The 18659-nt window shown below is 36.2% G+C and carries 23 protein-coding genes, 1 tRNA gene and 1 riboswitch; of the genes, 16 read left to right on the plus strand and 8 right to left on the minus strand.

Going from position 1 to position 18659, the window contains the following annotated elements; all coding sequences use genetic code 11:
* Positions 1-142: 142 nt before the first annotated feature.
* Positions 143-1780, plus strand: coding sequence for an alpha/beta hydrolase (locus A9Y75_RS14210; RefSeq protein ID WP_071190569.1), 1638 nt, complete (start codon positions 143-145; stop codon positions 1778-1780).
* Here A9Y75_RS14210 and A9Y75_RS28520 read toward each other — a convergent pair.
* Complete coding sequence (locus A9Y75_RS28520) at positions 1751-1903, minus strand: hypothetical protein (RefSeq protein WP_177176190.1); 153 nt, start codon at positions 1901-1903, stop codon at positions 1751-1753. The genes A9Y75_RS14210 and A9Y75_RS28520 overlap by 30 nt on opposite strands.
* A 5-nt stretch (positions 1904-1908) precedes the next feature.
* Between A9Y75_RS28520 and A9Y75_RS14215 the strand changes: the two genes are divergently transcribed.
* From A9Y75_RS14215 to A9Y75_RS14265, 11 genes are all read left to right on the plus strand, one after another.
* Positions 1909-2655, plus strand: coding sequence for a Uma2 family endonuclease (locus A9Y75_RS14215; protein WP_071190215.1), 747 nt, complete (start codon positions 1909-1911; stop codon positions 2653-2655).
* Between the two features lie 216 nt (positions 2656-2871).
* Entirely contained in the window at positions 2872-3480 is a 609-nt protein-coding gene (locus A9Y75_RS14220; RefSeq protein ID WP_236721410.1) for a hypothetical protein, read from the plus strand.
* Complete coding sequence (locus A9Y75_RS14225) at positions 3480-3953, plus strand: DUF2726 domain-containing protein (protein ID WP_071190217.1); 474 nt, start codon at positions 3480-3482, stop codon at positions 3951-3953. The genes A9Y75_RS14220 and A9Y75_RS14225 overlap by 1 nt, the downstream gene beginning before the upstream one ends.
* Before the next feature lie 129 nt (positions 3954-4082).
* Positions 4083-4179: riboswitch (TPP riboswitch) on the plus strand.
* An 8-nt stretch (positions 4180-4187) separates the two neighbouring features.
* Positions 4188-5561, plus strand: a complete 1374-nt coding sequence (gene thiC, locus A9Y75_RS14230) for a phosphomethylpyrimidine synthase (protein WP_071190218.1) — start codon at positions 4188-4190, stop codon at positions 5559-5561.
* Positions 5562-5661: 100 nt separating this feature from the next.
* Positions 5662-5841, plus strand: coding sequence for a PCP reductase family protein (locus tag A9Y75_RS14235; RefSeq protein ID WP_071190219.1), 180 nt, complete (start codon positions 5662-5664; stop codon positions 5839-5841).
* Positions 5842-5847: 6 nt separating this feature from the next.
* The gene (locus tag A9Y75_RS14240; protein WP_071190220.1) at positions 5848-6753 is read left to right on the plus strand and encodes a hypothetical protein; all 906 of its coding nucleotides are present in this window, start codon (positions 5848-5850) and stop codon (positions 6751-6753) included.
* Between the two features lie 118 nt (positions 6754-6871).
* A complete protein-coding gene (locus A9Y75_RS14245; protein ID WP_236721411.1) occupies positions 6872-7837 on the plus strand; it encodes a site-specific DNA-methyltransferase in 966 nt (321 codons plus the stop codon).
* On the plus strand, positions 7797-8795 hold the full coding sequence (locus tag A9Y75_RS14250) for a hypothetical protein (protein WP_177176191.1): 999 nt from the start codon (positions 7797-7799) through the stop codon (positions 8793-8795). Before A9Y75_RS14245 ends, A9Y75_RS14250 begins: the two co-directional genes overlap by 41 nt.
* A 236-nt stretch (positions 8796-9031) precedes the next feature.
* Entirely contained in the window at positions 9032-9259 is a 228-nt protein-coding gene (locus A9Y75_RS14255; protein WP_071190222.1) for a hypothetical protein, read from the plus strand.
* Complete coding sequence (locus A9Y75_RS14260; protein WP_071190223.1) at positions 9259-9672, plus strand: PIN domain-containing protein; 414 nt, start codon at positions 9259-9261, stop codon at positions 9670-9672. The genes A9Y75_RS14255 and A9Y75_RS14260 overlap by 1 nt, the downstream gene beginning before the upstream one ends.
* Before the next feature lie 45 nt (positions 9673-9717).
* Positions 9718-9930: a hypothetical protein gene (locus A9Y75_RS14265; protein ID WP_071190224.1), complete on the plus strand. Its 213-nt coding sequence runs from the start codon at positions 9718-9720 to the stop codon at positions 9928-9930.
* A 63-nt stretch (positions 9931-9993) separates the two neighbouring features.
* Here the strand turns inward: A9Y75_RS14265 and A9Y75_RS14270 are convergent, their stop codons facing one another.
* The 3 genes from A9Y75_RS14270 to pyrE all read right to left on the minus strand — a co-directional run bounded on the left by A9Y75_RS14270 (position 9994) and on the right by pyrE (position 11344).
* Positions 9994-10299, minus strand: coding sequence for a DUF5615 family PIN-like protein (locus A9Y75_RS14270; protein WP_236721412.1), 306 nt, complete (start codon positions 10297-10299; stop codon positions 9994-9996).
* A gap of 31 nt (positions 10300-10330) precedes the next feature.
* Positions 10331-10555: a DUF433 domain-containing protein gene (locus A9Y75_RS14275; RefSeq protein WP_071190225.1), complete on the minus strand. Its 225-nt coding sequence runs from the start codon at positions 10553-10555 to the stop codon at positions 10331-10333.
* 171 nt (positions 10556-10726) lie between these two features.
* Positions 10727-11344 (minus strand): orotate phosphoribosyltransferase, encoded by a 618-nt coding sequence (gene pyrE, locus A9Y75_RS14280; RefSeq protein ID WP_071190226.1) that lies wholly within the window; start codon positions 11342-11344, stop codon positions 10727-10729.
* 101 nt (positions 11345-11445) lie between these two features.
* Between pyrE and A9Y75_RS14285 the strand changes: the two genes are divergently transcribed.
* Together A9Y75_RS14285 and A9Y75_RS14290 are read left to right on the plus strand one after the other, a co-directional pair.
* Positions 11446-11880: a hypothetical protein gene (locus A9Y75_RS14285; protein WP_071190227.1), complete on the plus strand. Its 435-nt coding sequence runs from the start codon at positions 11446-11448 to the stop codon at positions 11878-11880.
* A gap of 189 nt (positions 11881-12069) precedes the next feature.
* Complete coding sequence (locus tag A9Y75_RS14290; RefSeq protein WP_071190228.1) at positions 12070-13518, plus strand: hypothetical protein; 1449 nt, start codon at positions 12070-12072, stop codon at positions 13516-13518.
* Positions 13519-13822: 304 nt separating this feature from the next.
* Here the strand turns inward: A9Y75_RS14290 and A9Y75_RS14295 are convergent, their stop codons facing one another.
* Positions 13823-14311 (minus strand): hypothetical protein, encoded by a 489-nt coding sequence (locus A9Y75_RS14295; protein WP_071190229.1) that lies wholly within the window; start codon positions 14309-14311, stop codon positions 13823-13825.
* 493 nt (positions 14312-14804) lie between these two features.
* Here A9Y75_RS14295 and A9Y75_RS27630 point away from each other — a divergent pair, with 493 nt between their 5' ends.
* Both A9Y75_RS27630 and A9Y75_RS14300 read left to right on the plus strand, forming a co-directional pair.
* On the plus strand, positions 14805-14981 hold the full coding sequence (locus tag A9Y75_RS27630; protein ID WP_177176192.1) for a hypothetical protein: 177 nt from the start codon (positions 14805-14807) through the stop codon (positions 14979-14981).
* A gap of 79 nt (positions 14982-15060) precedes the next feature.
* On the plus strand, positions 15061-16638 hold the full coding sequence (locus A9Y75_RS14300) for a phage/plasmid primase, P4 family (RefSeq protein WP_177176193.1): 1578 nt from the start codon (positions 15061-15063) through the stop codon (positions 16636-16638).
* A gap of 352 nt (positions 16639-16990) precedes the next feature.
* Here the strand turns inward: A9Y75_RS14300 and A9Y75_RS14305 are convergent, their stop codons facing one another.
* From A9Y75_RS14305 to A9Y75_RS14315, 3 genes are all read right to left on the minus strand, one after another.
* Entirely contained in the window at positions 16991-17257 is a 267-nt protein-coding gene (locus tag A9Y75_RS14305) for a hypothetical protein (protein ID WP_071190230.1), read from the minus strand.
* A 335-nt stretch (positions 17258-17592) separates the two neighbouring features.
* A complete protein-coding gene (locus tag A9Y75_RS14310; protein WP_071190231.1) occupies positions 17593-17865 on the minus strand; it encodes a hypothetical protein in 273 nt (90 codons plus the stop codon).
* A gap of 695 nt (positions 17866-18560) precedes the next feature.
* Positions 18561-18633 (minus strand) — tRNA-Ile (locus tag A9Y75_RS14315).
* Positions 18634-18659: the final 26 nt, after the last annotated feature.

The raw sequence follows: 18659 nt of genomic DNA on the forward strand, positions 1-18659 counted from the left end.
TTTTAACTCCTGCGGGGAGAAAGTTGAGGAATGTGATTGTGGTTTATGATCATAATAATCCCGCACCAACTCATTGAAAACAAGCGTGGGAAAAATTTCCAAAAGACGAGCTTCAGTTGGTATCCGGTTAAGGTGGCGTTTAATGAATGATCTCATAACTAAACAAGTTATTTGGAGCAAATTAGCTGGCGGGGTTTTTAGTATAGGTTTATTACCTGCACTGACTGCTTATCCTGTTTTAGGTGCAGAGCGATTAACCCTTTCTTACGGTATTGTAGAGCGATCTATACCAATTAATTCACTTGAGAAATATGCCAAAACAGGCAAAATAGATGATGATTTAGCTGTATATGCTCAGTATGCCGATAAGAAACAACTAACTCAACTGCGGAAAGTTTTACTAACACCTATTCCCTTGAATATAGTAAACGTTTCACAATTTCTTTATACCTCAATTGGCGAGAAATTATTAGAAAATTTGGGAGAAATTATTCAAACAGACTCTCGTTTATCAGGTTTCTATGCAATTCGAGCAGCACTGATTTTGGCAGCAGCAGAGCCAAATGATTTTACGCTTTTAAATGTATTACGCAAATTTCCCACAAGCTCAATTTTAATTAATTTAGATCGGAGTTTGCAAATTGCAGATACATTACAGACTTTAGTCAATCAAACCCAAAATGCAGTAGCAATTATTAACGAACAATCCCAACTAAAATCAACAACATCAAATCTGAATTCTGGTTTTTTAGCGAATATTAAAAAAAGCAGTAACTTTACTTATAAAAAACAAACTATCATACTTAATGACCAATCTCGGAACCGCACTTTTCCCGCTGATATCTATCTACCCAATATCTCAAATCCGCGTCCAATCATTGTCATCTCCCACGGACTCGGTTCTGACAGAACCAGCTTTGCTTACTTGGCGGAACATCTTGCCAAATCAGGCTTTATAGTTGCTGTTCCAGAGCATCCTGGTAGTAATGCAGAACAATTGCAAGCTCTATTGTCAGGCACAGCACAGACAGTAACTAACCCTAGAGAGTTGATTGATAGACCATTAGATGTGAAATATTTGTTAGATGAACTAACTCGTTTATCTGAAAATAACCCAACATTTAAAGGGCGTTTAAATCTACAACAAATAGGAGTTATCGGACAATCTTTTGGTGGCTACACAGCTTTAGCATTAGCAGGTGCAAAGATTAATTTTCAGCAATTAGACAAAGATTGCCCAGATATAAAAAATACACTAAATGTTTCGCTTTTACTTCAATGCTTGGCTATAAATTTACCAAATACAGAATATAATTTATTCGATTCACGAGTTAAAGCAGTAATTGCAATTAATCCTGTTAATAGCAGTATTATGGGGAAAGCTAGTCTCAGCCAAATTAAAATCCCAGTGATGATTATATCTGGCAGTGGCGATACTATTGCTCCAGCTTTGCCAGAACAAATTATACCTTTTACTTGGTTAACAACAGCAAATAAGTACTTAATGCTGATTAACGGTAGTACACACTTTTCTACTATTGCAGAATCACCGAATACAGTTTTGCCTGTTCCTACAGAGGTAATCGGTTTAAATCCCGCATTGGCACGTAGCTACGTCAAAGCTTTAAGTTTTCCTTTCTTCCAAACCTATGTCGCGGAACAACCAAGTTACCTGAGCTACTTGAGTGCAGATTATGTTAATACTATTAGTCAGCAACCGCTACCATTGAGTTTAGTTCAATCTTTGACCCTAGAGCAACTTCAGGAAGCATTTAAATAATTCGTAATTCGTAATTCGTAATTCGTAATTAAAAAGAGCGATGCCTGTGGAGAGCGATCGCACTGTAGTACCATAATATTCAACTAGAATAGATGCAACCGAGTCTTTAACCCACTTACCCAAGTTCTATGACTCTTGCTAAATCTGCTGAATTAAACATTATTCATCTTCCCGACCACACCGAGTTACCAGAGTCGGATGGAACATTTGTCAAGAACTTTCAAGAACATCCCCAAAGCATTTTACTAACTGACTCGATTAACAGCGTATTGGAACAACTACATTCTGATGGACAATATGCGATCGGTCAAGATTGTGGTATTTATTGGCGTTTAGCGGAACCTCCAGAAAAAGGCGCAGAAGCACCAGATTGGTTTTATGTAGCCAATGTACCACCAATGTTAAACGGTAAATTTCGCCGTTCTTATGTATTGTGGCAGGAATATATAGCACCTTTAATAGTTTTAGAATTTGTTTCTGGTAATGGTTCAGAGGAGCGAGATAAAACACCAATAACTGGTAAATTTTGGGTATATGAACAAGCGATAAGAGTACCGTTTTATGGCATTTATGAGGTACAAAAAGCCAGTATAGAAGTTTATCATCTGGTTGATGGATATTATCAGCTACTACCAGCTAATGAAAGAGGTCATTATCCTATTTTACCTTTAGGTGTAGAGTTAGGCATTTGGGAAGGACAGTATAATAATATGCAAGCGCATTGGTTACGTTGGTGGGATATTCAAGGGAATTTATTGTTACATAGTGGTGAGAAAACACAGCAATTAACATCTCAATTAGAACAGGAACAGCAAAAAGCCGCACGTTTAGCGGAACGGTTGCGGGAGTTGGGGGTTAACCCCGATGAGGTTTGATTAAAACATCTCCAAAAATTCAATAAGCATATCATCCAGAACCCTTGTAGAGACGTTCCATGGAACGTCTCTACATTTTTTATCGGAGATGTCTGTATAAATAGGTAAAATAAACCATTTCTACAAAACCCAAAAATCTTAGCTAAGACTCTTGTATATTTAGAAAATAGGGTTTATGATATTTCCATGAACCTTAATCAAGGTCTTTGGAAAAAAATGTCAAAAATTATATACGATGTCATCCAACGCTTTGAGGTTGAAAACGGTGTTCCTCGTTTGGTTTCGACTAATATTCAGGTAATTGAAGGTGGGGAAGATTTGTTATCTTTAGCTATCAGTATGTTAGCTAAACTAGGTTTTTATGAGAAGTTTGAAGAGAAGCGAACATCTCAATATATAGGTTATCGGTTGAAAAATCCTGGTAAGGGTGCTAAACGTTATCAGTTGGTTTTGTCGCAGAGAAAAGATGGTCTATATGTCTCTTTACCTCGTGATGTTTGGGAACCATTTTTACTATACTTAAATATCACATATTATGCTTGTAGATATCCTTTTTTAGATAAATATTGGGTTTTACCAAGTAATTCAGAGCTTTTTTTAGAAGAAATAGTTGATGAAGGATTCTGGACTAACGAACAAGTAGTTGGTTGCTTCGAGACGATAGTTGATTATGAACCTCCATCTGGTTTTGAGGAAAGAGGAATATGGTTACATCTAGAAGATGATCAGCTTTTTCCATATACATGGCAAGCTAAAATTAAATTAGGAGAAATTTTAGAAGAATTCATTACCCACTTTGCAAAAATCTTAATGGAGAAAAATTAATGTCTGTAAAACCAAAAAGACTGATTAATCCTTACGAAGAAAGAATGCTAGAGTTTCTGCAAACCTGCATAGATGATAATTATAAAATTCATACCCAAGTTAGCTTATGTTCATTTTGCGAATTAGATAAAGGTCTTGATATAGAACTCAGAAAATTTTTCTTTAGTTCCAGTGTAGACGCTCTCATCACAAACAATAATTATCAACCTTCCTTAGTCGTAGAATTTCAATCTACATATCATGATTCTCATGACGCAAGAGAACGCGACAATAAAAAATTACATTTACTCACATTAGCAGGAGTTCCCTTACTTTATTCAAGAATTAAAGACTTTGGCTTATTACATCTTTACTCGCAAAATGAAGAAGTAATATTTAACTTATTTACAGGTGAAAAACGAGAAAATGCCAAAGCATTAATTAGAAACTATTGCGAACCATCTAATTTGGCTAATGTTCTTGCCATAGTTTAGTAAATAATACATCTTCTTTGCGCTCTTACTTTGCGCCTTTGCGTCTTTGCGTGAAAAAAATATTTATCTAAATTCCGAAACTACAGATTAAACGCCCCTCCGCCAACCACAACGAAAATGCTACAATCTAGACCATGCTAGGGGTGCTTGAGAAATCAAGCTGAGATCAAACCCTTAACACCTGAGTCTGGGTAATACCAGCGGAGGGAAGCTGTTTATTTGAGGAATTTCAATATGCGTACAGAATGGGTAGCCAAGCGACGTGGACAAGCTAACGTATCGCAAATGCACTACGCCCGTCAGGGTGTGATCACTGAAGAAATGCAATACGTAGCCAAGCGGGAAAACCTGCCTGCTGAACTTATCCGCGCAGAAGTGGCACGGGGAAGGATGATTATCCCTGCTAATATTAATCACACTAACCTAGAACCGATGGCGATCGGTATCGCTTCTAAATGCAAAGTTAACGCCAATATCGGCGCTTCTCCCAACTCTTCCAACTTGCAAGAAGAAGTTGATAAACTCAACTTGGCGGTAAAATACGGTGCAGATACCGTCATGGACTTGTCCACAGGTGGCGGTAATTTAGATGAAATTCGCACCGCAATTATCAACGCTTCACCTGTTCCCATTGGCACAGTTCCAGTTTATCAAGCTTTAGAAAGCGTTCACGGCACAATTGAAAATCTCACTGCTAACGATTTTCTTCATATCATCGAAAAACACGCCCAGCAAGGGGTAGACTATCAAACCATCCACGCGGGAATTTTGATTGAACATTTACCTTTAGTCAGAAACCGGATTACAGGTATTGTTTCTCGTGGTGGCGGAATTTTGGCGCGGTGGATGTTGCATCACCACAAACAAAACCCCCTGTATACCCATTTCAACGACATCATTGAGATTTTTAAAAGATATGATGTTTCCTTCAGTTTAGGCGACTCCCTGCGCCCAGGATGTACCCATGATGCCTCAGATGAAGCGCAGTTAGCAGAACTGAAAACCCTGGGAAATCTTACCCGCAAGGCTTGGGAACATGATGTCCAAGTCATGGTGGAAGGTCCCGGCCACGTACCTATGGATCAAATTGAGTTCAACGTCCGCAAGCAAATGGAAGAGTGTTCGGAAGCACCTTTCTATGTTCTCGGTCCTTTGGTGACTGATATTGCTCCTGGTTACGACCATATTACCTCAGCCATTGGCGCAGCGATGGCGGGTTGGTATGGAACAGCGATGTTGTGTTATGTGACTCCTAAAGAACATTTAGGTTTACCTAATGCTGAAGATGTGCGTAATGGCTTAATTGCGTATAAAATTGCGGCTCATGCGGCGGATATTGCAAGACATCGCCCTGGTGCTAGAGATAGAGATGATCAACTTTCTGAAGCTCGATATAACTTCGACTGGAATCGTCAATTTGAGTTATCTTTAGACCCAGAAAGAGCGAAGGAATATCATGACGAAACTTTACCAGCAGATATCTATAAAACCGCTGAGTTTTGTTCCATGTGTGGACCTAAGTTCTGTCCAATGCAGACTAAGGTTGATGCTGATGCTTTGACTGAGTTGGAGAAGTTTTTGGCGAAAGAGCCTGTAGCGCAGGTTTAAGTATTAAACAACAAGATCCCCGACTTCTTTAAGAAGTCGGGGATCTAAAACCTAGTACATCAATCCCAATCTTTATATTGAAATTAAACTCTAAAAATCCATGAGTGAACCGATTAAATGGACTGCTGAAGCTGAAGCTAAACTCAAGGATATTCCTTTTTTTGTTCGTCCTTTTGCCCGTAAGAAGATTGAAAATTATGCTCAAGAGAATAGCATATCTTTAATAACTCTGGAAATTTATGAACAGGTTAAACAACAATTCAATAAAAAATTTGACTAACATATAATGACTCGACAATCTCATGATCAATTTGCTAAAGAATATCTAGAGGAATTATTAACACCTCTAGGAACAATTAAAAAAAGCGAAAAGGTTAAAAGTGAAGTTCAAGAAATTGATGTTTGGTTTGAACCATTTTCTGATCAAAATCAGGAAAATCTCCCTTTAGGTTTATTAGGGAAGATGGCGAAAACTCAATGTTTATTTGAGCCTTTTCGCAATCCACCATCGGAAATAGAAATTCGCAGTTGTTTACTTAAATTATATGCTGTTCATGGCGATGTTGTCAGGAAAGCAAAACGAGAAAATAGAAATATTGCAGAATCAGATTTACCAATTTTATGGATTTTAACACCAACTTTCTCAGATCGCATGATTGCGGGTTTAGGTGCAGTTGAAATTGCAGAACATTGGGTTCAAGGTGTTTATTTTCTACCGAATATTTTGAAAACAGCAATAGTTGTGATTCATCAATTACCAGAAAATGAGGATACTCTATGGTTGAGAGTTTTGGGGAAAGGAGGAACACAAAAAAGAGCAGTGGAGGAGTTAACTGAATTACCAGAAAATAACCCTTTTCGAGAGAATTTGTTAGAAATTTTAGCGGACTGGCGCAAGAATTTAGAATTGAGAGATAATTTAAGTAGGGATGAAGAGGAAGTAATTATGAACTTATCACCGGCTTATTTACAACAAATAGAAGACTGGAAGCAAGAAGGAAAACAGGAAGGACAACTTTTGTTGATAACTTCTCTTCTGGAAGGGCGTTTTGGTAGTTTGGATGCTGAGTTATCTGGTTTGGTGGAAAAGATTGCCAATATTCCTATTTCTGAACGCACTCAGTTACTTCTTTCTTTGGGTAATTTATCCCGTGAGGAATTGTTACAAAGATTGGGGAATGAGATAGTTTAGGGTATTATATTTTTTGGCAGTTTGAGGATATTTTTCAAACTGCTAATGTTACTTTGATGGTGATACATTGAGTTTTTTAGTCGTTGGTTAAAGTTTAAAGTAGTGAGGATAGATAGGAGTGGGTAGTAATAATAGTATATTAAAAGTAATACAACATTCTCTAGATTTTGGAGTCGTAGAATCACAGAACATTGAAAAAGATTTACAAACTTTAACACAAGGTTTTCAATTACAATATACACATCATAATGGGAAAATTTATCAAGGTAATTCACTAGATTGGCTGGCATCAATTGAATCAGAAACCGTGGATCTAGTTTTTGCAGATCCACCTTATAATATTAAAAAAGCTGAATGGGATAATTTTGAGAACCAAGAAAAATATATCGAGTGGTCAATTCAATGGATTAGTCAAGCTTCGCGTATTCTTAAGTCAACTGGATCTCTTTACGTTTGTGGTTTTTCGGAAATATTAGCTGATCTGAAATATCCATCATCAAAATATTTCAAAAATTGTCGTTGGTTAATTTGGCACTATAAAAACAAGGCTAACTTAGGTAGTGATTGGGGACGATCACATGAAAGTATTATTCATTTTCGTAAATCAGATCAAGCAAAAATTAATATTGACGATGTGCGAATTCCTTATGGCGCACACACATTAAAATATCCATCTCACCCCCAAGCAGAAACAAGTGCTTATGGAAAAGGAACAAGCAAAAAACATAATAACTGGACACCTAACCCAAAAGGTGCAAAGCCTAAAGATGTAATAGAAATTCCTACTACTTGTAACGGAATGGGGGAGACAACACCTCATCCAACTCAAAAGCCAGAAGAATTATTAAGAAAATTTGTTCTTGCATCATCTCAGGAAGGAGATTTGATTATTGATCCATTTTCAGGATCAGGGACAACTCTTGTAGTTGCAGAACAACTTAACCGTCGTTGGATGGGATGTGATCTAAATATTGATTACAATTCTTGGGCAATTAAACGACTAGAAAATGTCCGTCGCATGACAAAGGCAGAATGGATCGCCTTTGATCGCAAAAATTCAGAACGTAGGGAGTCTATTCGATGAGGTTAGAAGATTTAGTAAATCATGCAGTGGACAAAGAAAATTTTCAGACTATTCAAAACTACATTTTTTTTGCAGAGACTATCTAGAATTTATAGCAACTGGCTTACAAGCTAGAATCGTTTCACAAAATGAAAATCATTACCAATTTTATCAATACACAAATGATGGTTATTACAATATAACTCGTCCAATCAATACTAACTTGATGTATGATAGTGAAACATTTGAAATTGCTTCTAATCAGTTTTTACAAGCTCTTGATCAGTTGCGAGATAGACAACTACCGGATAACTCATTACGTCAGGTTTTAATCTGTACGATCTATACGGTTCAGCAAGCTATTGGTGCTACCCTTGACGCATTACCTTCTGGAAAGTCTAACCAAGCTCGTAAAGTTAATGGGGATCTTTTTGAGCGTCTCATTCGTCTTTTGATTGCATCTCTAAATGTAGATTGTGTTTCTGGAACAGTACAAGTTCCGATTAGAGACGATAACGGAGTAATTTTGTTTAATACAACCTATCAACATGACTTATTGATTAGTGAAGACAATGAACTCAAGATAATTGGTTCGGTTAAAACTTCGAGTAAAGACCGTATTGATAAAATTTTTGTAGATAAATTTTTATATAACAAGCTAACTAGTACGGCTTTACCTCACATTGCAATTTTTTTAAACGATGTACAAAGAAAGAAAACCAAGCCACAAAATCGCTATGGTATTAATGCAACGTTTTTGCCAGGACACTTCAAAGCTTACACTATAAAACTAAATCCACTTGACGGTGTATATTACTGTGATATTCGCCCAAACATGATTACAGATGGATTGCTCTCTCAACATATTCAAACTATTGATAATTTCTTTTATTGTGATATTTGGAATTTGCTGAGTAGTCATGGGCAATCTTTAGAAGAAGTTGAAATTGAGGAAGGTGATAACAAGGAAAGCGAATAATATTTATCTTCTTGGCATTTGAGTTTGAGCAAGAAAATACAAGATTTTAAACATTAATTGTTGTTGTTATACGCAGGTTTTGTTTCTTAACCCAGCTTTGAGAAAATGTACAAACTAACAAATCAACGAGCGCTTGTAGTGTGGTTTTGGGGAGTGCGATAGCGAAGCTGACCGAAGATATCGCTTTGCGATAAAATAGAACAAAGGTAAATATAGCGTTTGTTAAAATAACCTCTATGTCTCTACAAGAACTGAAAGAGAAAGCCTTTCAACTACCTGAGAGCGATCGCTTAGAACTCGTCCGTGCAATTATCGAATCCTTGCAAAATCAACCCAGTCAAAAATCTGAACGGACTCGCATTATCAAACAAATGAAAGGTTTATTAAAAACCAATCAACCAGCACCAATCGATGAACAGGTGAATGCAATGTTAGAACAACATCGAGTAGAGAAGTATCTTTAGTGAAAATTCTCATTGATACTAACATTATTTTAGATTACTTATTAGAGCGAGAACCGTTTTTAGAAGATGCAGAAATCCTATTTCAGGCAATTGATTCTGGGCAAATAATTGGATATGTGACTGCTACTACACTAACTGACATTTTCTACATTGCTCGCAGACAAACTCAAAGTATTGAACTAGCTAGACAAGCGATTTCAACGACATTAACTATTATGGTTATTTGTCCTGTTAACCGGGCTATTTTAGAAGCAGCTTTCGCATCTGGTTTAGTAGATTTTGAGGATGCAGTTCAAATTTACTGTGCAGTTTACCAAGGTTTAGACGCGATTATTACTCGTGATAGGAAAGGGTTTTCTAATTCAGCCATACCAGTATTATCAGTGCGTCAGCTATTGGAACAGTTAGAATAAGATAACTCTAACTTTACATACCTCAAACACATCCAGTAGAAAAATATGACATTAACCGAGTTACTCCCGTCAATTCGACAACTTTCAACACCAGAAAAACTCAAATTAATTCGCATCCTTGCAGAAGATTTGGACACCGCTGAAGATATTTCTCCATTAGAACCTTTCAAAACATATCACCTACCAACGCCTTATAATAACTTCGGGGCTGGGGAAATTCTCATGGAAGGACTAAATCAATCAGTTTCTAATGATTAAATTTTATGCGGTTTAATTATTCAACAAGCCATGAATTTGAGATTAAACCTAAATCGTAATTGTTTACCGACTATTACTTATTTCCACAATCATTTCTCCTTGCCGTAATTGTTCCAAAGCATCAGGTAAAGTAATTGTCAGAAGCTGACGCAAATTACGATTAGTAACATTTCCACAAGTCAACCAAAGAATTTGAGGAGGTATCCCTAAGCGACAAACCAAATCAACAAAATCACTGTCTTTCGTCATGATGATGACATTTGCGATTTTTGCAGATTCAAAAATTTCGATATCTTTAGCGTCACGTAACCCAATATCTCTTAATGAAAAGGCTTCTATAGCAAAAGTATTTGTTACCCAACTTGCCAATGTCGGGGTAGCTGTGCATCAATCCAAATCTTCATGCTGTCAAACGCACAAAATCAGTACGTCGTGCAGCAAACACAAGACAAGCTTGGATATCTTCTGGTTCTAAATCGGGAAAGTCTTCTAAAATTTCGCTAACAGTGACATTTTCCGATAACATTTCTAAAATGTCACTGACTCTAATTCTCATACCTCGAATACAAGGACGACCCCCACATTGACCAGGAACTTGCGTAATGCGAGTCAATAATTCATTCATTATTTAATTAATTAATTATTTGACTATAAAACAATATTTTACCATTATTTTTATAAATTTTGATATTATAAAACAGCTTGAATCTAGGAAACTGACAACTCAAATGTGAGTGCTGAGAAACACGAAGGAATACACAGCAATTTCCTCCGCGTCTCTATCCGTTAAAAAAACTTAATTTACCTCTCGATACCGTTCCTGAAGATCCGTAATTGTAAATAAGGCTTCAAATTTCAACCCAGCAGATTGATATAACTCTGCTCCCCCTTGCAGCCTATCTATAAGGGAAATTACAGTATCCACAGTATAACCCGCAGCTTGCAAACGCTCCACAGCCTTGAGTGCAGACTGTCCAGTCGTCACCACATCTTCCAAAACCACCACATTTGCACCCTCTGGCAAAGTGGGGCCTTCAATATAAGCCATTGTCCCATGACCTTTAGCTTCTTTGCGAATAATCAAAGCTGGTAAAGGGCGATTTTCATAGACAGAAACCACACTCACCGCTGAGACAATAGGATCAGCGCCCAGCGTTAAACCTGCTACAGCTTGTGTATTTTCAGGTAGCATGGATAACAACAACCTGCCCACAGCCACAGCACCTTGGGGATGAAGAGTTACCTGTTTGCCATTAATATAGTAAGAACTACGTTGTCCAGAAGAGAGAACAAAATCACCTTCTTGATAAGCAAGTTGGCAAAATAAATCTAGTAACTTCTGACGCACAGTAGTTAAATCTGTAGTAGCTGCCCAAATATCTGAATAGGTAGAGGTTTCAGTAGAATAAGTCATTACAAGCTGTTAAAAGTTGTGCTACACCAAAGATTGAACTCACGTGAGTTCTGAAATTAAGCATAAATTAAGATTCACCCAAAAATTGAGGAGTAGTTAACATGAGTATAAAATTTCAAACCCTGAGTGGATTGTTGTTACTGTTAGCCACTAGTAGCGCTTTTCCTTTAGCTGCATCTGCTCAAATGCAAACAGACAATTATGCACCAATAAATGATACTTTCGAGAGAGCTTATTTTCGTAATGATCCTAACTTTTACGATAATGGCAGTTTACAGCGTCAAGTAGATTCTTTAATTGGGCCTGGGAAAAAGTTCGGAACTACTTTCCCTGATAATGAAATTGCCAAAGATGCCGAGTTGGTTAATATTGTTTATCGTGATCTTCTTACCCAACAGGCTATGAATGATCCATATCTTCGCACCCCAGATTTACCGAATCCTTACGATTCTTCTCTGTTGATGTCTCCCCGCTACAATGCTAATAAGCTCAAAGTCGGGACTGAATTCCGTTTTGAAAGTTTTACTTCTCGCTAACAGGGCTGTTAGTTCCTTGAGTACTGAGTAGTGATTTAATTACTCTCAGGACTCAAGACTTACCGTAAATATTAAATGCGCCCTGCTGGAATCGAACCAGCCTATCTAGCTGATTCCCGATTTTAGCAGGTTTGGATTACCAGTTTTCTTTCAATTCCGTTTCCACCGCTAAACAGAATTGAGAGAGAAATGAGAGAAACTGAAAAGCAAGTTACAGCAAGCAATCTAACCAGTCACTTAATTGGGTATGAACGCTTATTAGCATTATTCAAAGATATTCAGAAGCAAACACCCAAAGGTGTGGGACTGAAACGGGAAGTAAAGGCATCTGGTACATATATATTACTTCAGTTTAAGTTGGGTGATAAGCGAGTAGGTAAAGCTTGTAATTGTGACTTTACTGAGATAGGTATAGTCAAAGCGTTAGAAAAAGCAAACAAGGTAAGTGAAGCGTTAACCAAGTTTAGCAGTGAGACAGAATTTTGCGATTGGTACGATACGGTAATACTTGAGAAGAACCAAGTCAGGAATGATCTGATTACATTTAGTGAAGCAATTAAGCTGGTAGAAGAAAACTATTGGAACAGCTACACAAAGAAGCGTCAAGAGCGAGATAGAAAAAATCCTAGTCATCAATCATGCTGGTATGACACTTATGGAATGTTTTACAAGCTGCTACCACTAAATAACACAGTCAACTATAAGGACATTAAAGCCGTAATTGATAGTAAAGAACGTGGTACTAAGGTATTCAAGCTTTGTATTTGTGCTATGAAAAAGCTGGCTGAAATTGTTGATAATGTCAAGTTACGAGATGAATTAACTAAAATTGATGCCACTCAAACCAAGTTTAAGGAAAATCTCCAAAGCATCTCATTAGATGACTTTCTGAACTTGAGGGAAAGTGTAATTACAGAAGCTTTGAATGATAACAGATGTAATCTTGAATCTAGGCAGTCTTGGCTGTTTGTCTTTTCCATGCAAGTCATTTACGGCATGAGACTACATGAAGTTTTTGCAGTTCAGAATATTAATCAGCCATACAAAACGAAAGATGGGGTGATCATAGCGGCGCTTAATGACCCGAATAATAAAGAAATGATTGCTGTAGTAGGTGATAAAACGCTGTTAGGTACTACGACTAAAACAGGCTACAGGTTAGCACGTCCGATGATTCCACCTACTTATCCTGATTTGATTGAGAAGTTAGATATTAAATCAGGTAAGTTACCAACTATTGAACTTAACTCAGATAATCCAGGTTTCATTAGGAAGTATCTTAGTGATATTGCAAGAAAGTCATTAGTGAGATGGACTAAGGACACAAGATTTACTCAAACTCATGCTTTACGCCATTTGGCTAATCTCAATGGGATGATGGCAGGGATACCATTAGAAAAAAGAGCAATGTCTTTAGGTCACAGTCCTACTATGAATGATACTGTTTACAAGAAACGTCAAACGACTAAAACCACACTGGACTTACTTACACAGTCAAGTAATCAAGCTATTCCATTACAGTCAGCAGTTGCAATGGCTCAACAGTTAGGTTGTATTGATGATAAGTCAGTTAAGTTACTAGCTGCTATCTACAATGTTTCTGAAGTTGAGATAAGTAACGTTATGCAAGTACGTTAAGTACAACAAGTACGACAATTACAAACTGCATTACCTTACTACCACTAACACCACTTACCATACATACAGTAACAAGGGATAGAAACAACAGTAACTATCCCTTATTTTTTTCTTACCTTATGTAAGGTGATCAACCTTATTGCAATAAGTGGAGTAACAATAACTCAGTTATCACCATAACTGAATTAACGATAACTGGCTTATTGCAATAACGAGAGTAACAATAACTAGCTTGTTGTCATAACTGAAGTAATGATAATTCACTTAACTGTCATTACTGTAATAGTGATAACTTTAATAAGTGTTATGTTGATATTGTTGTAGTTTCCTCTTCACCTTCCACTTCAAACTCAACTTCATCAGGTTTGAGAGTTTCAATTAATGCTGTTATCTTACCCTTAATATCTCTGTCACCCCAACCACGTTCCCTATCAACAACAGTGTAAATACCACGTATGCAATCCATCACATCGTAAGTTTTGAGTTCATCTAGTTCAATTAATTCCTTAGCTTTATCAACTACTTCAGCATCAATGATGATAGAAAAAGCTGTGATTAATTCGAGTGACTTAGCTAAATCTTGCCTATCACCTTTAGTTGGTAACGATGATATTACATAATCAGTAACATCAATTTTTCTAACTACAGGTGTGCCAGAACGTCTACGGCTAGTTGAAGCAAGCATTTCGTAGTTTGCATCTTCAAAGTCTTTCTTAGTTTCGGCAATGATGTCATCAGGAACTCCATAGTTCTTCATGTTTTCCAGTGCTATCAACTGTTCAGGGCGTAACATATCGTACTTTTTATTACTTGATCTCTACAGTATAGGTTATGTATTGAATTACGGTCAATAATGAAGCTATATAATTAGCTATGATATTTAGTTGATTATTAATGATGAATGATTTTATTTAATTAAGATAAATAATTACAACTAAAAGGAATATTTATTAACACAGAAAAATTAATAAGTTTTTCAAATAACAAAATATTGCAAAATGTAAACACAAATTGATTATTACATTTATAATATTATCTATGAGGCGTAAAACAACCCTCTGTGAACCATGATAAATGAATATCTAAGACGCTCTGAGGTAACAGAGGCATCGAATAGTCAAGGATGCCAACGGTAGGTAAAAAACGGGCTGAGGATATTCTGCATAGTACCTGACCACACTTGTAGAACAAGTCCGGTTATTCCTTTTCGTAAGAAGGGAAGAGTTATCTATTCAGATAACTAGGTTGTGTTTATCAAGTTAACTTTAACTATAAAAACGGCAATGATGACTATCAAAACCAGTTCTCTAACTCGTGTTGTACCAACTAGATTAACCATTAACGACTATGACCTTTTATCAGATGTCGCTAAACAAAAGAAAAGTACAACTTCTGCTTTACTCAGACAGTTAGTGATGGAGTGTATTGAGAAGCAAGATAAAGAAATACCACCACTTGATTAAGTGATGGCATCTCCAAATTCTTATTAGTTCAAATACACGAAACCCACTAAATTGAGTAAAAAACAATAATACTGGAACTATGAACAACAACTATTGTAACACTTTTTCTGATAGTTCTGATAGTCAAGATGTAGAAACAATCGAGTTAATACAGGAGGAACACAATCTAATACCGTTACCTTTATTGATGACACAAAAGTTGGATGCTAACCAACATATTAAAAGAGTTGATAATGAAGGCGGTAAAGGCGGTATTAGTTCAAGACCTAAACATGGTACAGTTCCAAAAGCTGACATTCTAGGTTTAGATATAGCTGAAAAATATAGAGGAAAATGGATATTTAACTGTGAAGCAAACAGTTGGATGGTTTATGAATTAGATCAGGTTGGTATTTGGAGTAAAGTAAATGACTATTATATTGAAGCATTAATTAATAAAGAACTAAAGGAGCAAGAAATAGCTGGTTATGGAAATTCTAGTTATATAACTAACATTATAGATAAACTTCAACTTGAATTGATAGAGGTTGGTTGGAAAGAACAATCTCCTACTGAACTACTACCATTTCAGAACTGCGTATTAGAAATAGCTACAGGTAACGTTCTCAATCATTCACCAAAACATCGGTTTACTTGGTGTTTACCGCGTGAATTTGATAATTCTAGTAATGAGTTTCCATTGATTGAACAGTGGTTAGATGAGGTCACAAATAATGATCAGTCAATCAAACAAATCCTACTATGTTACTTAGCTGCAATTCTGAAAGGTCGTGCTGATCTTCAACAGTTCTTACAGCTAGTTGGTTCTGGTGGTACAGGTAAAAGCACATTTATTAAACTTGCACAATCGCTAATAGGTGATAATAACGTATGTACAATTACTCTTGTAGACTTATGTAAAGAGCGATTTGCTGCTGCCAATGCTTTAAAAAAGCGACTGGTAGTATTTCCAGATCAGGATAGATACAGAGGAGAGGTGCAAAAGTTTAAGTCCCTCACAGGACAAGACTTTATTTTTGCAGAAGAGAAAGGTAAACAAGGGTTTCAATTCAAATTTGATGGTATGGTTATCATGGCATCAAATGACCCTGTGTTTGATGGTCGCAACTCCTCTTGGTTGACAAGGAGACAAATTTTAGTTCCTTTCAACAAGACTGTAGATAAAAATAAACGTAGAGATTTAGAAAAAGAGTTTCAACCAGAATTGAACGCATTAACTCAATATTTACTGAATATTTCTGATGATACAGTTACTCAAGTATTGAGGAATGCAGCCGATAATCCAGAATTAGCTAAACATATTTTGGAACAACAAATAAGTAGTAATCCAATTGCAGGTTGGATTAATGAGTGTGTTATTAGAAATGTCGGTAGTAAATGTCAAGTAGGAAGCGATAAGACCGATAAAAATACTCTATTTGGCAGCTATACAGAATGGTGTCGTAAGTCTGGTAGTTATCCTCCCAGCTTGCGCTATTTTAGCCCTGAACTACTGGACTTTTGCAAGTCTACTATGGGGTGGAAAGATGTTAATAAAGTACGTAATAACAAAGGTGTTTTGATTAACGGGTTGAGATTACGTGAAGTTGGTAAGGATAATGATATTCCTTCACCACTAGAAGTCAGTGTAGAGTCAAGCCTACACGGTGAAGGGTAAGGTGTAGCGTTGTAACCCAGTCACCATAAGGGTTGTGTAGGTTGTGTAGGGTCAGAGTATTATCCTTTTATATTTATTAAGTGATAATACTCTGAGATAGAAACAAAATTTGTTCAATTAATTAAATAAAGATTTATCTATCACCCTACACACTATACACAAGCTAGTCAGTATAAGGATTGCAAGTATACACACAATCCTACACTGTGTAGTGTCAACTCTACACGCCCAAAATAAGTAAATATTACTGTTTATTAAACTGATTTTGAGGTCACAAAATGAAACTATCTGATTATATTAATCAACTACAAGAGGTTGTATTTCAACATAATTATTAAACCAATCTCTAAACTCAAACATTATTTTCTACCTCTCTTATTTCAACATCACTACCATCAATAACAGTAATAGTGGAATTACCATTATCAAGACAAACACAACTAGCTATCTTAACATCACCTGTTAACTTATCAAGTTGTACTATACGTTCTTCTTGTAGTAAGTTACCATCATAGATATAACTTATTGTTTGTTTAAGAAACTGACTTTCCCAATTGATAGTAGTGGTAAGTCCTATTTCATTAGTAACTACAGTTTCTCTATCGCTAGTATATTTCATGTGGCAACTTACTTCTCCTAACGGTTGGATATTAAACTTAGCTTTATTGATTATTCAAATAAAGATGCTATTCAAGTAACAAGAAAGCTGCTTTTCGTTTTTCTACCTTCCATTATCACTACTTAACTGTAGTTATGTTGGTGCAATACTACCCCTAGTAATACCTAACTTACTATAGCTATTAATTGATATATTCCTATTGCGTTATTGTGGTAAGTTGATAGATATTACTTTGATTAGTATTCTCGCAAGTTACGCCATGTAGTATATTGATAATATGTGATGGCATAACTTGTTTTATTTGATTTAATAACGTAATTTGGGAACTACTTTTTTTACCATCCTTCTTTATAACCTTCACTCTGCAAACCAGCTACCTGCTCATAAGTCAAATTATATTTCTGCGTAAACTCTTCTCTGTATTTATGTTGAATTAGCGTTCCCTCTGTTATCTGTTCTAACTTAACAGAATCAGAAGCCGTAATATCAACAGGATGCTTTTCAAGGCGTTCTTCTCTGGCTTTGTTATCTAAAGCTATTAACTCCTTATACATTTCTTTTTTCTTGTCAATAGGTAAATCAATATAGTAGGGGTCATCTTTATACATTTTTTATCCTCAAAGTTAGAAGTTGAATTTTTAGCTTTTCCAACTTTAGCACGTACATAAAACCTCTAACCACCATAAGAATAACTACTGTTGATACTAAGTTATTGCACAATCAAAATATACAATTAGAAGTTAAAGTAACGCCAATTGTTTTTCTATCACAATTACACTACTACTGTTACCGTGCAAGCGCAATTTAAAGCAATTGTTTCCTAACTTGATTTAACGCAATTCAAAAACATCTATCTGTAAATACCTCTAAAACAGCCGATATAACCTTGGTATGACTGTTTCTACCTAAAACTCAAAACAGAGGCATTACAGGTCAATATGGCGTGAGTAGTTAGCTGATACGGTTATCTGATAAATGAATATAAGCTGAATGGATAATTTTAACTCCAATTGATTAGTTAATGTTATGAAATAGCCAAAAGCAATAATTTTATCTCAATCAACCAATTACCCGTAAGTGGTTGTTTTGGGGATACAATAGTTGTATTGAGAGAAAACTGAGAGAAAATAGGTAGTTAAGTAACTACTTATCCACTGCAAAACCTTCTGTCACCACCTTAACAAGCTGTTAGTTGCTTACTCTATTTAGCATTAGTTATGGAGTAAATATTGAGTAACTACAGGGGATGCAGCGAAATCATAATTCGTCTGAAGGATGTTTGATATTAAGTTGTATTAAAAAATGCGCCCTGCTGGAATCGAACCAGCCTGAAGACGAATTATGAGTTCGTTGCCTCCCCAATCGGCCAAAGGCGCTCGTTGTGTTAGATTTTGGTCTAGCC

This window comes from Trichormus sp. NMC-1 (genome assembly GCF_001858025.1).
Classification (GTDB): domain Bacteria; phylum Cyanobacteriota; class Cyanobacteriia; order Cyanobacteriales; family Nostocaceae; genus Anabaena.

Excerpts from the sequence above, each read along its gene's own strand:
- A9Y75_RS14225 (WP_071190217.1), top strand. The coding sequence starts at position 3,480 with ATGTCTGTAAAACCAAAAAGACTGATTAATCCTTACGAAGAAAGAATG.
- A9Y75_RS27630 (WP_177176192.1), top strand. The coding sequence starts at position 14,805 with ATGACTATCAAAACCAGTTCTCTAACTCGTGTTGTACCAACTAGATTA.
- A9Y75_RS14290 (WP_071190228.1), top strand. The coding sequence starts at position 12,070 with ATGAGAGAAACTGAAAAGCAAGTTACAGCAAGCAATCTAACCAGTCAC.
- A9Y75_RS14235 (WP_071190219.1), top strand. The coding sequence starts at position 5,662 with ATGAGTGAACCGATTAAATGGACTGCTGAAGCTGAAGCTAAACTCAAG.
- A9Y75_RS14210 (WP_071190569.1), top strand. The coding sequence starts at position 143 with ATGAATGATCTCATAACTAAACAAGTTATTTGGAGCAAATTAGCTGGC.
- thiC (WP_071190218.1), top strand. The coding sequence starts at position 4,188 with ATGCGTACAGAATGGGTAGCCAAGCGACGTGGACAAGCTAACGTATCG.
- A9Y75_RS14305 (WP_071190230.1), bottom strand. The coding sequence starts at position 17,257 with ATGAAATATACTAGCGATAGAGAAACTGTAGTTACTAATGAAATAGGA.
- A9Y75_RS14275 (WP_071190225.1), bottom strand. The coding sequence starts at position 10,555 with ATGAATGAATTATTGACTCGCATTACGCAAGTTCCTGGTCAATGTGGG.
- A9Y75_RS14240 (WP_071190220.1), top strand. The coding sequence starts at position 5,848 with ATGACTCGACAATCTCATGATCAATTTGCTAAAGAATATCTAGAGGAA.
- pyrE (WP_071190226.1), bottom strand. The coding sequence starts at position 11,344 with ATGACTTATTCTACTGAAACCTCTACCTATTCAGATATTTGGGCAGCT.
- A9Y75_RS14285 (WP_071190227.1), top strand. The coding sequence starts at position 11,446 with ATGAGTATAAAATTTCAAACCCTGAGTGGATTGTTGTTACTGTTAGCC.
- A9Y75_RS14295 (WP_071190229.1), bottom strand. The coding sequence starts at position 14,311 with ATGTTACGCCCTGAACAGTTGATAGCACTGGAAAACATGAAGAACTAT.
- A9Y75_RS14255 (WP_071190222.1), top strand. The coding sequence starts at position 9,032 with ATGTCTCTACAAGAACTGAAAGAGAAAGCCTTTCAACTACCTGAGAGC.
- A9Y75_RS14310 (WP_071190231.1), bottom strand. The coding sequence starts at position 17,865 with ATGTATAAAGATGACCCCTACTATATTGATTTACCTATTGACAAGAAA.
- A9Y75_RS14265 (WP_071190224.1), top strand. The coding sequence starts at position 9,718 with ATGACATTAACCGAGTTACTCCCGTCAATTCGACAACTTTCAACACCA.
- A9Y75_RS14300 (WP_177176193.1), top strand. The coding sequence starts at position 15,061 with ATGAACAACAACTATTGTAACACTTTTTCTGATAGTTCTGATAGTCAA.
- A9Y75_RS14220 (WP_236721410.1), top strand. The coding sequence starts at position 2,872 with ATGTCAAAAATTATATACGATGTCATCCAACGCTTTGAGGTTGAAAAC.
- A9Y75_RS14215 (WP_071190215.1), top strand. The coding sequence starts at position 1,909 with ATGACTCTTGCTAAATCTGCTGAATTAAACATTATTCATCTTCCCGAC.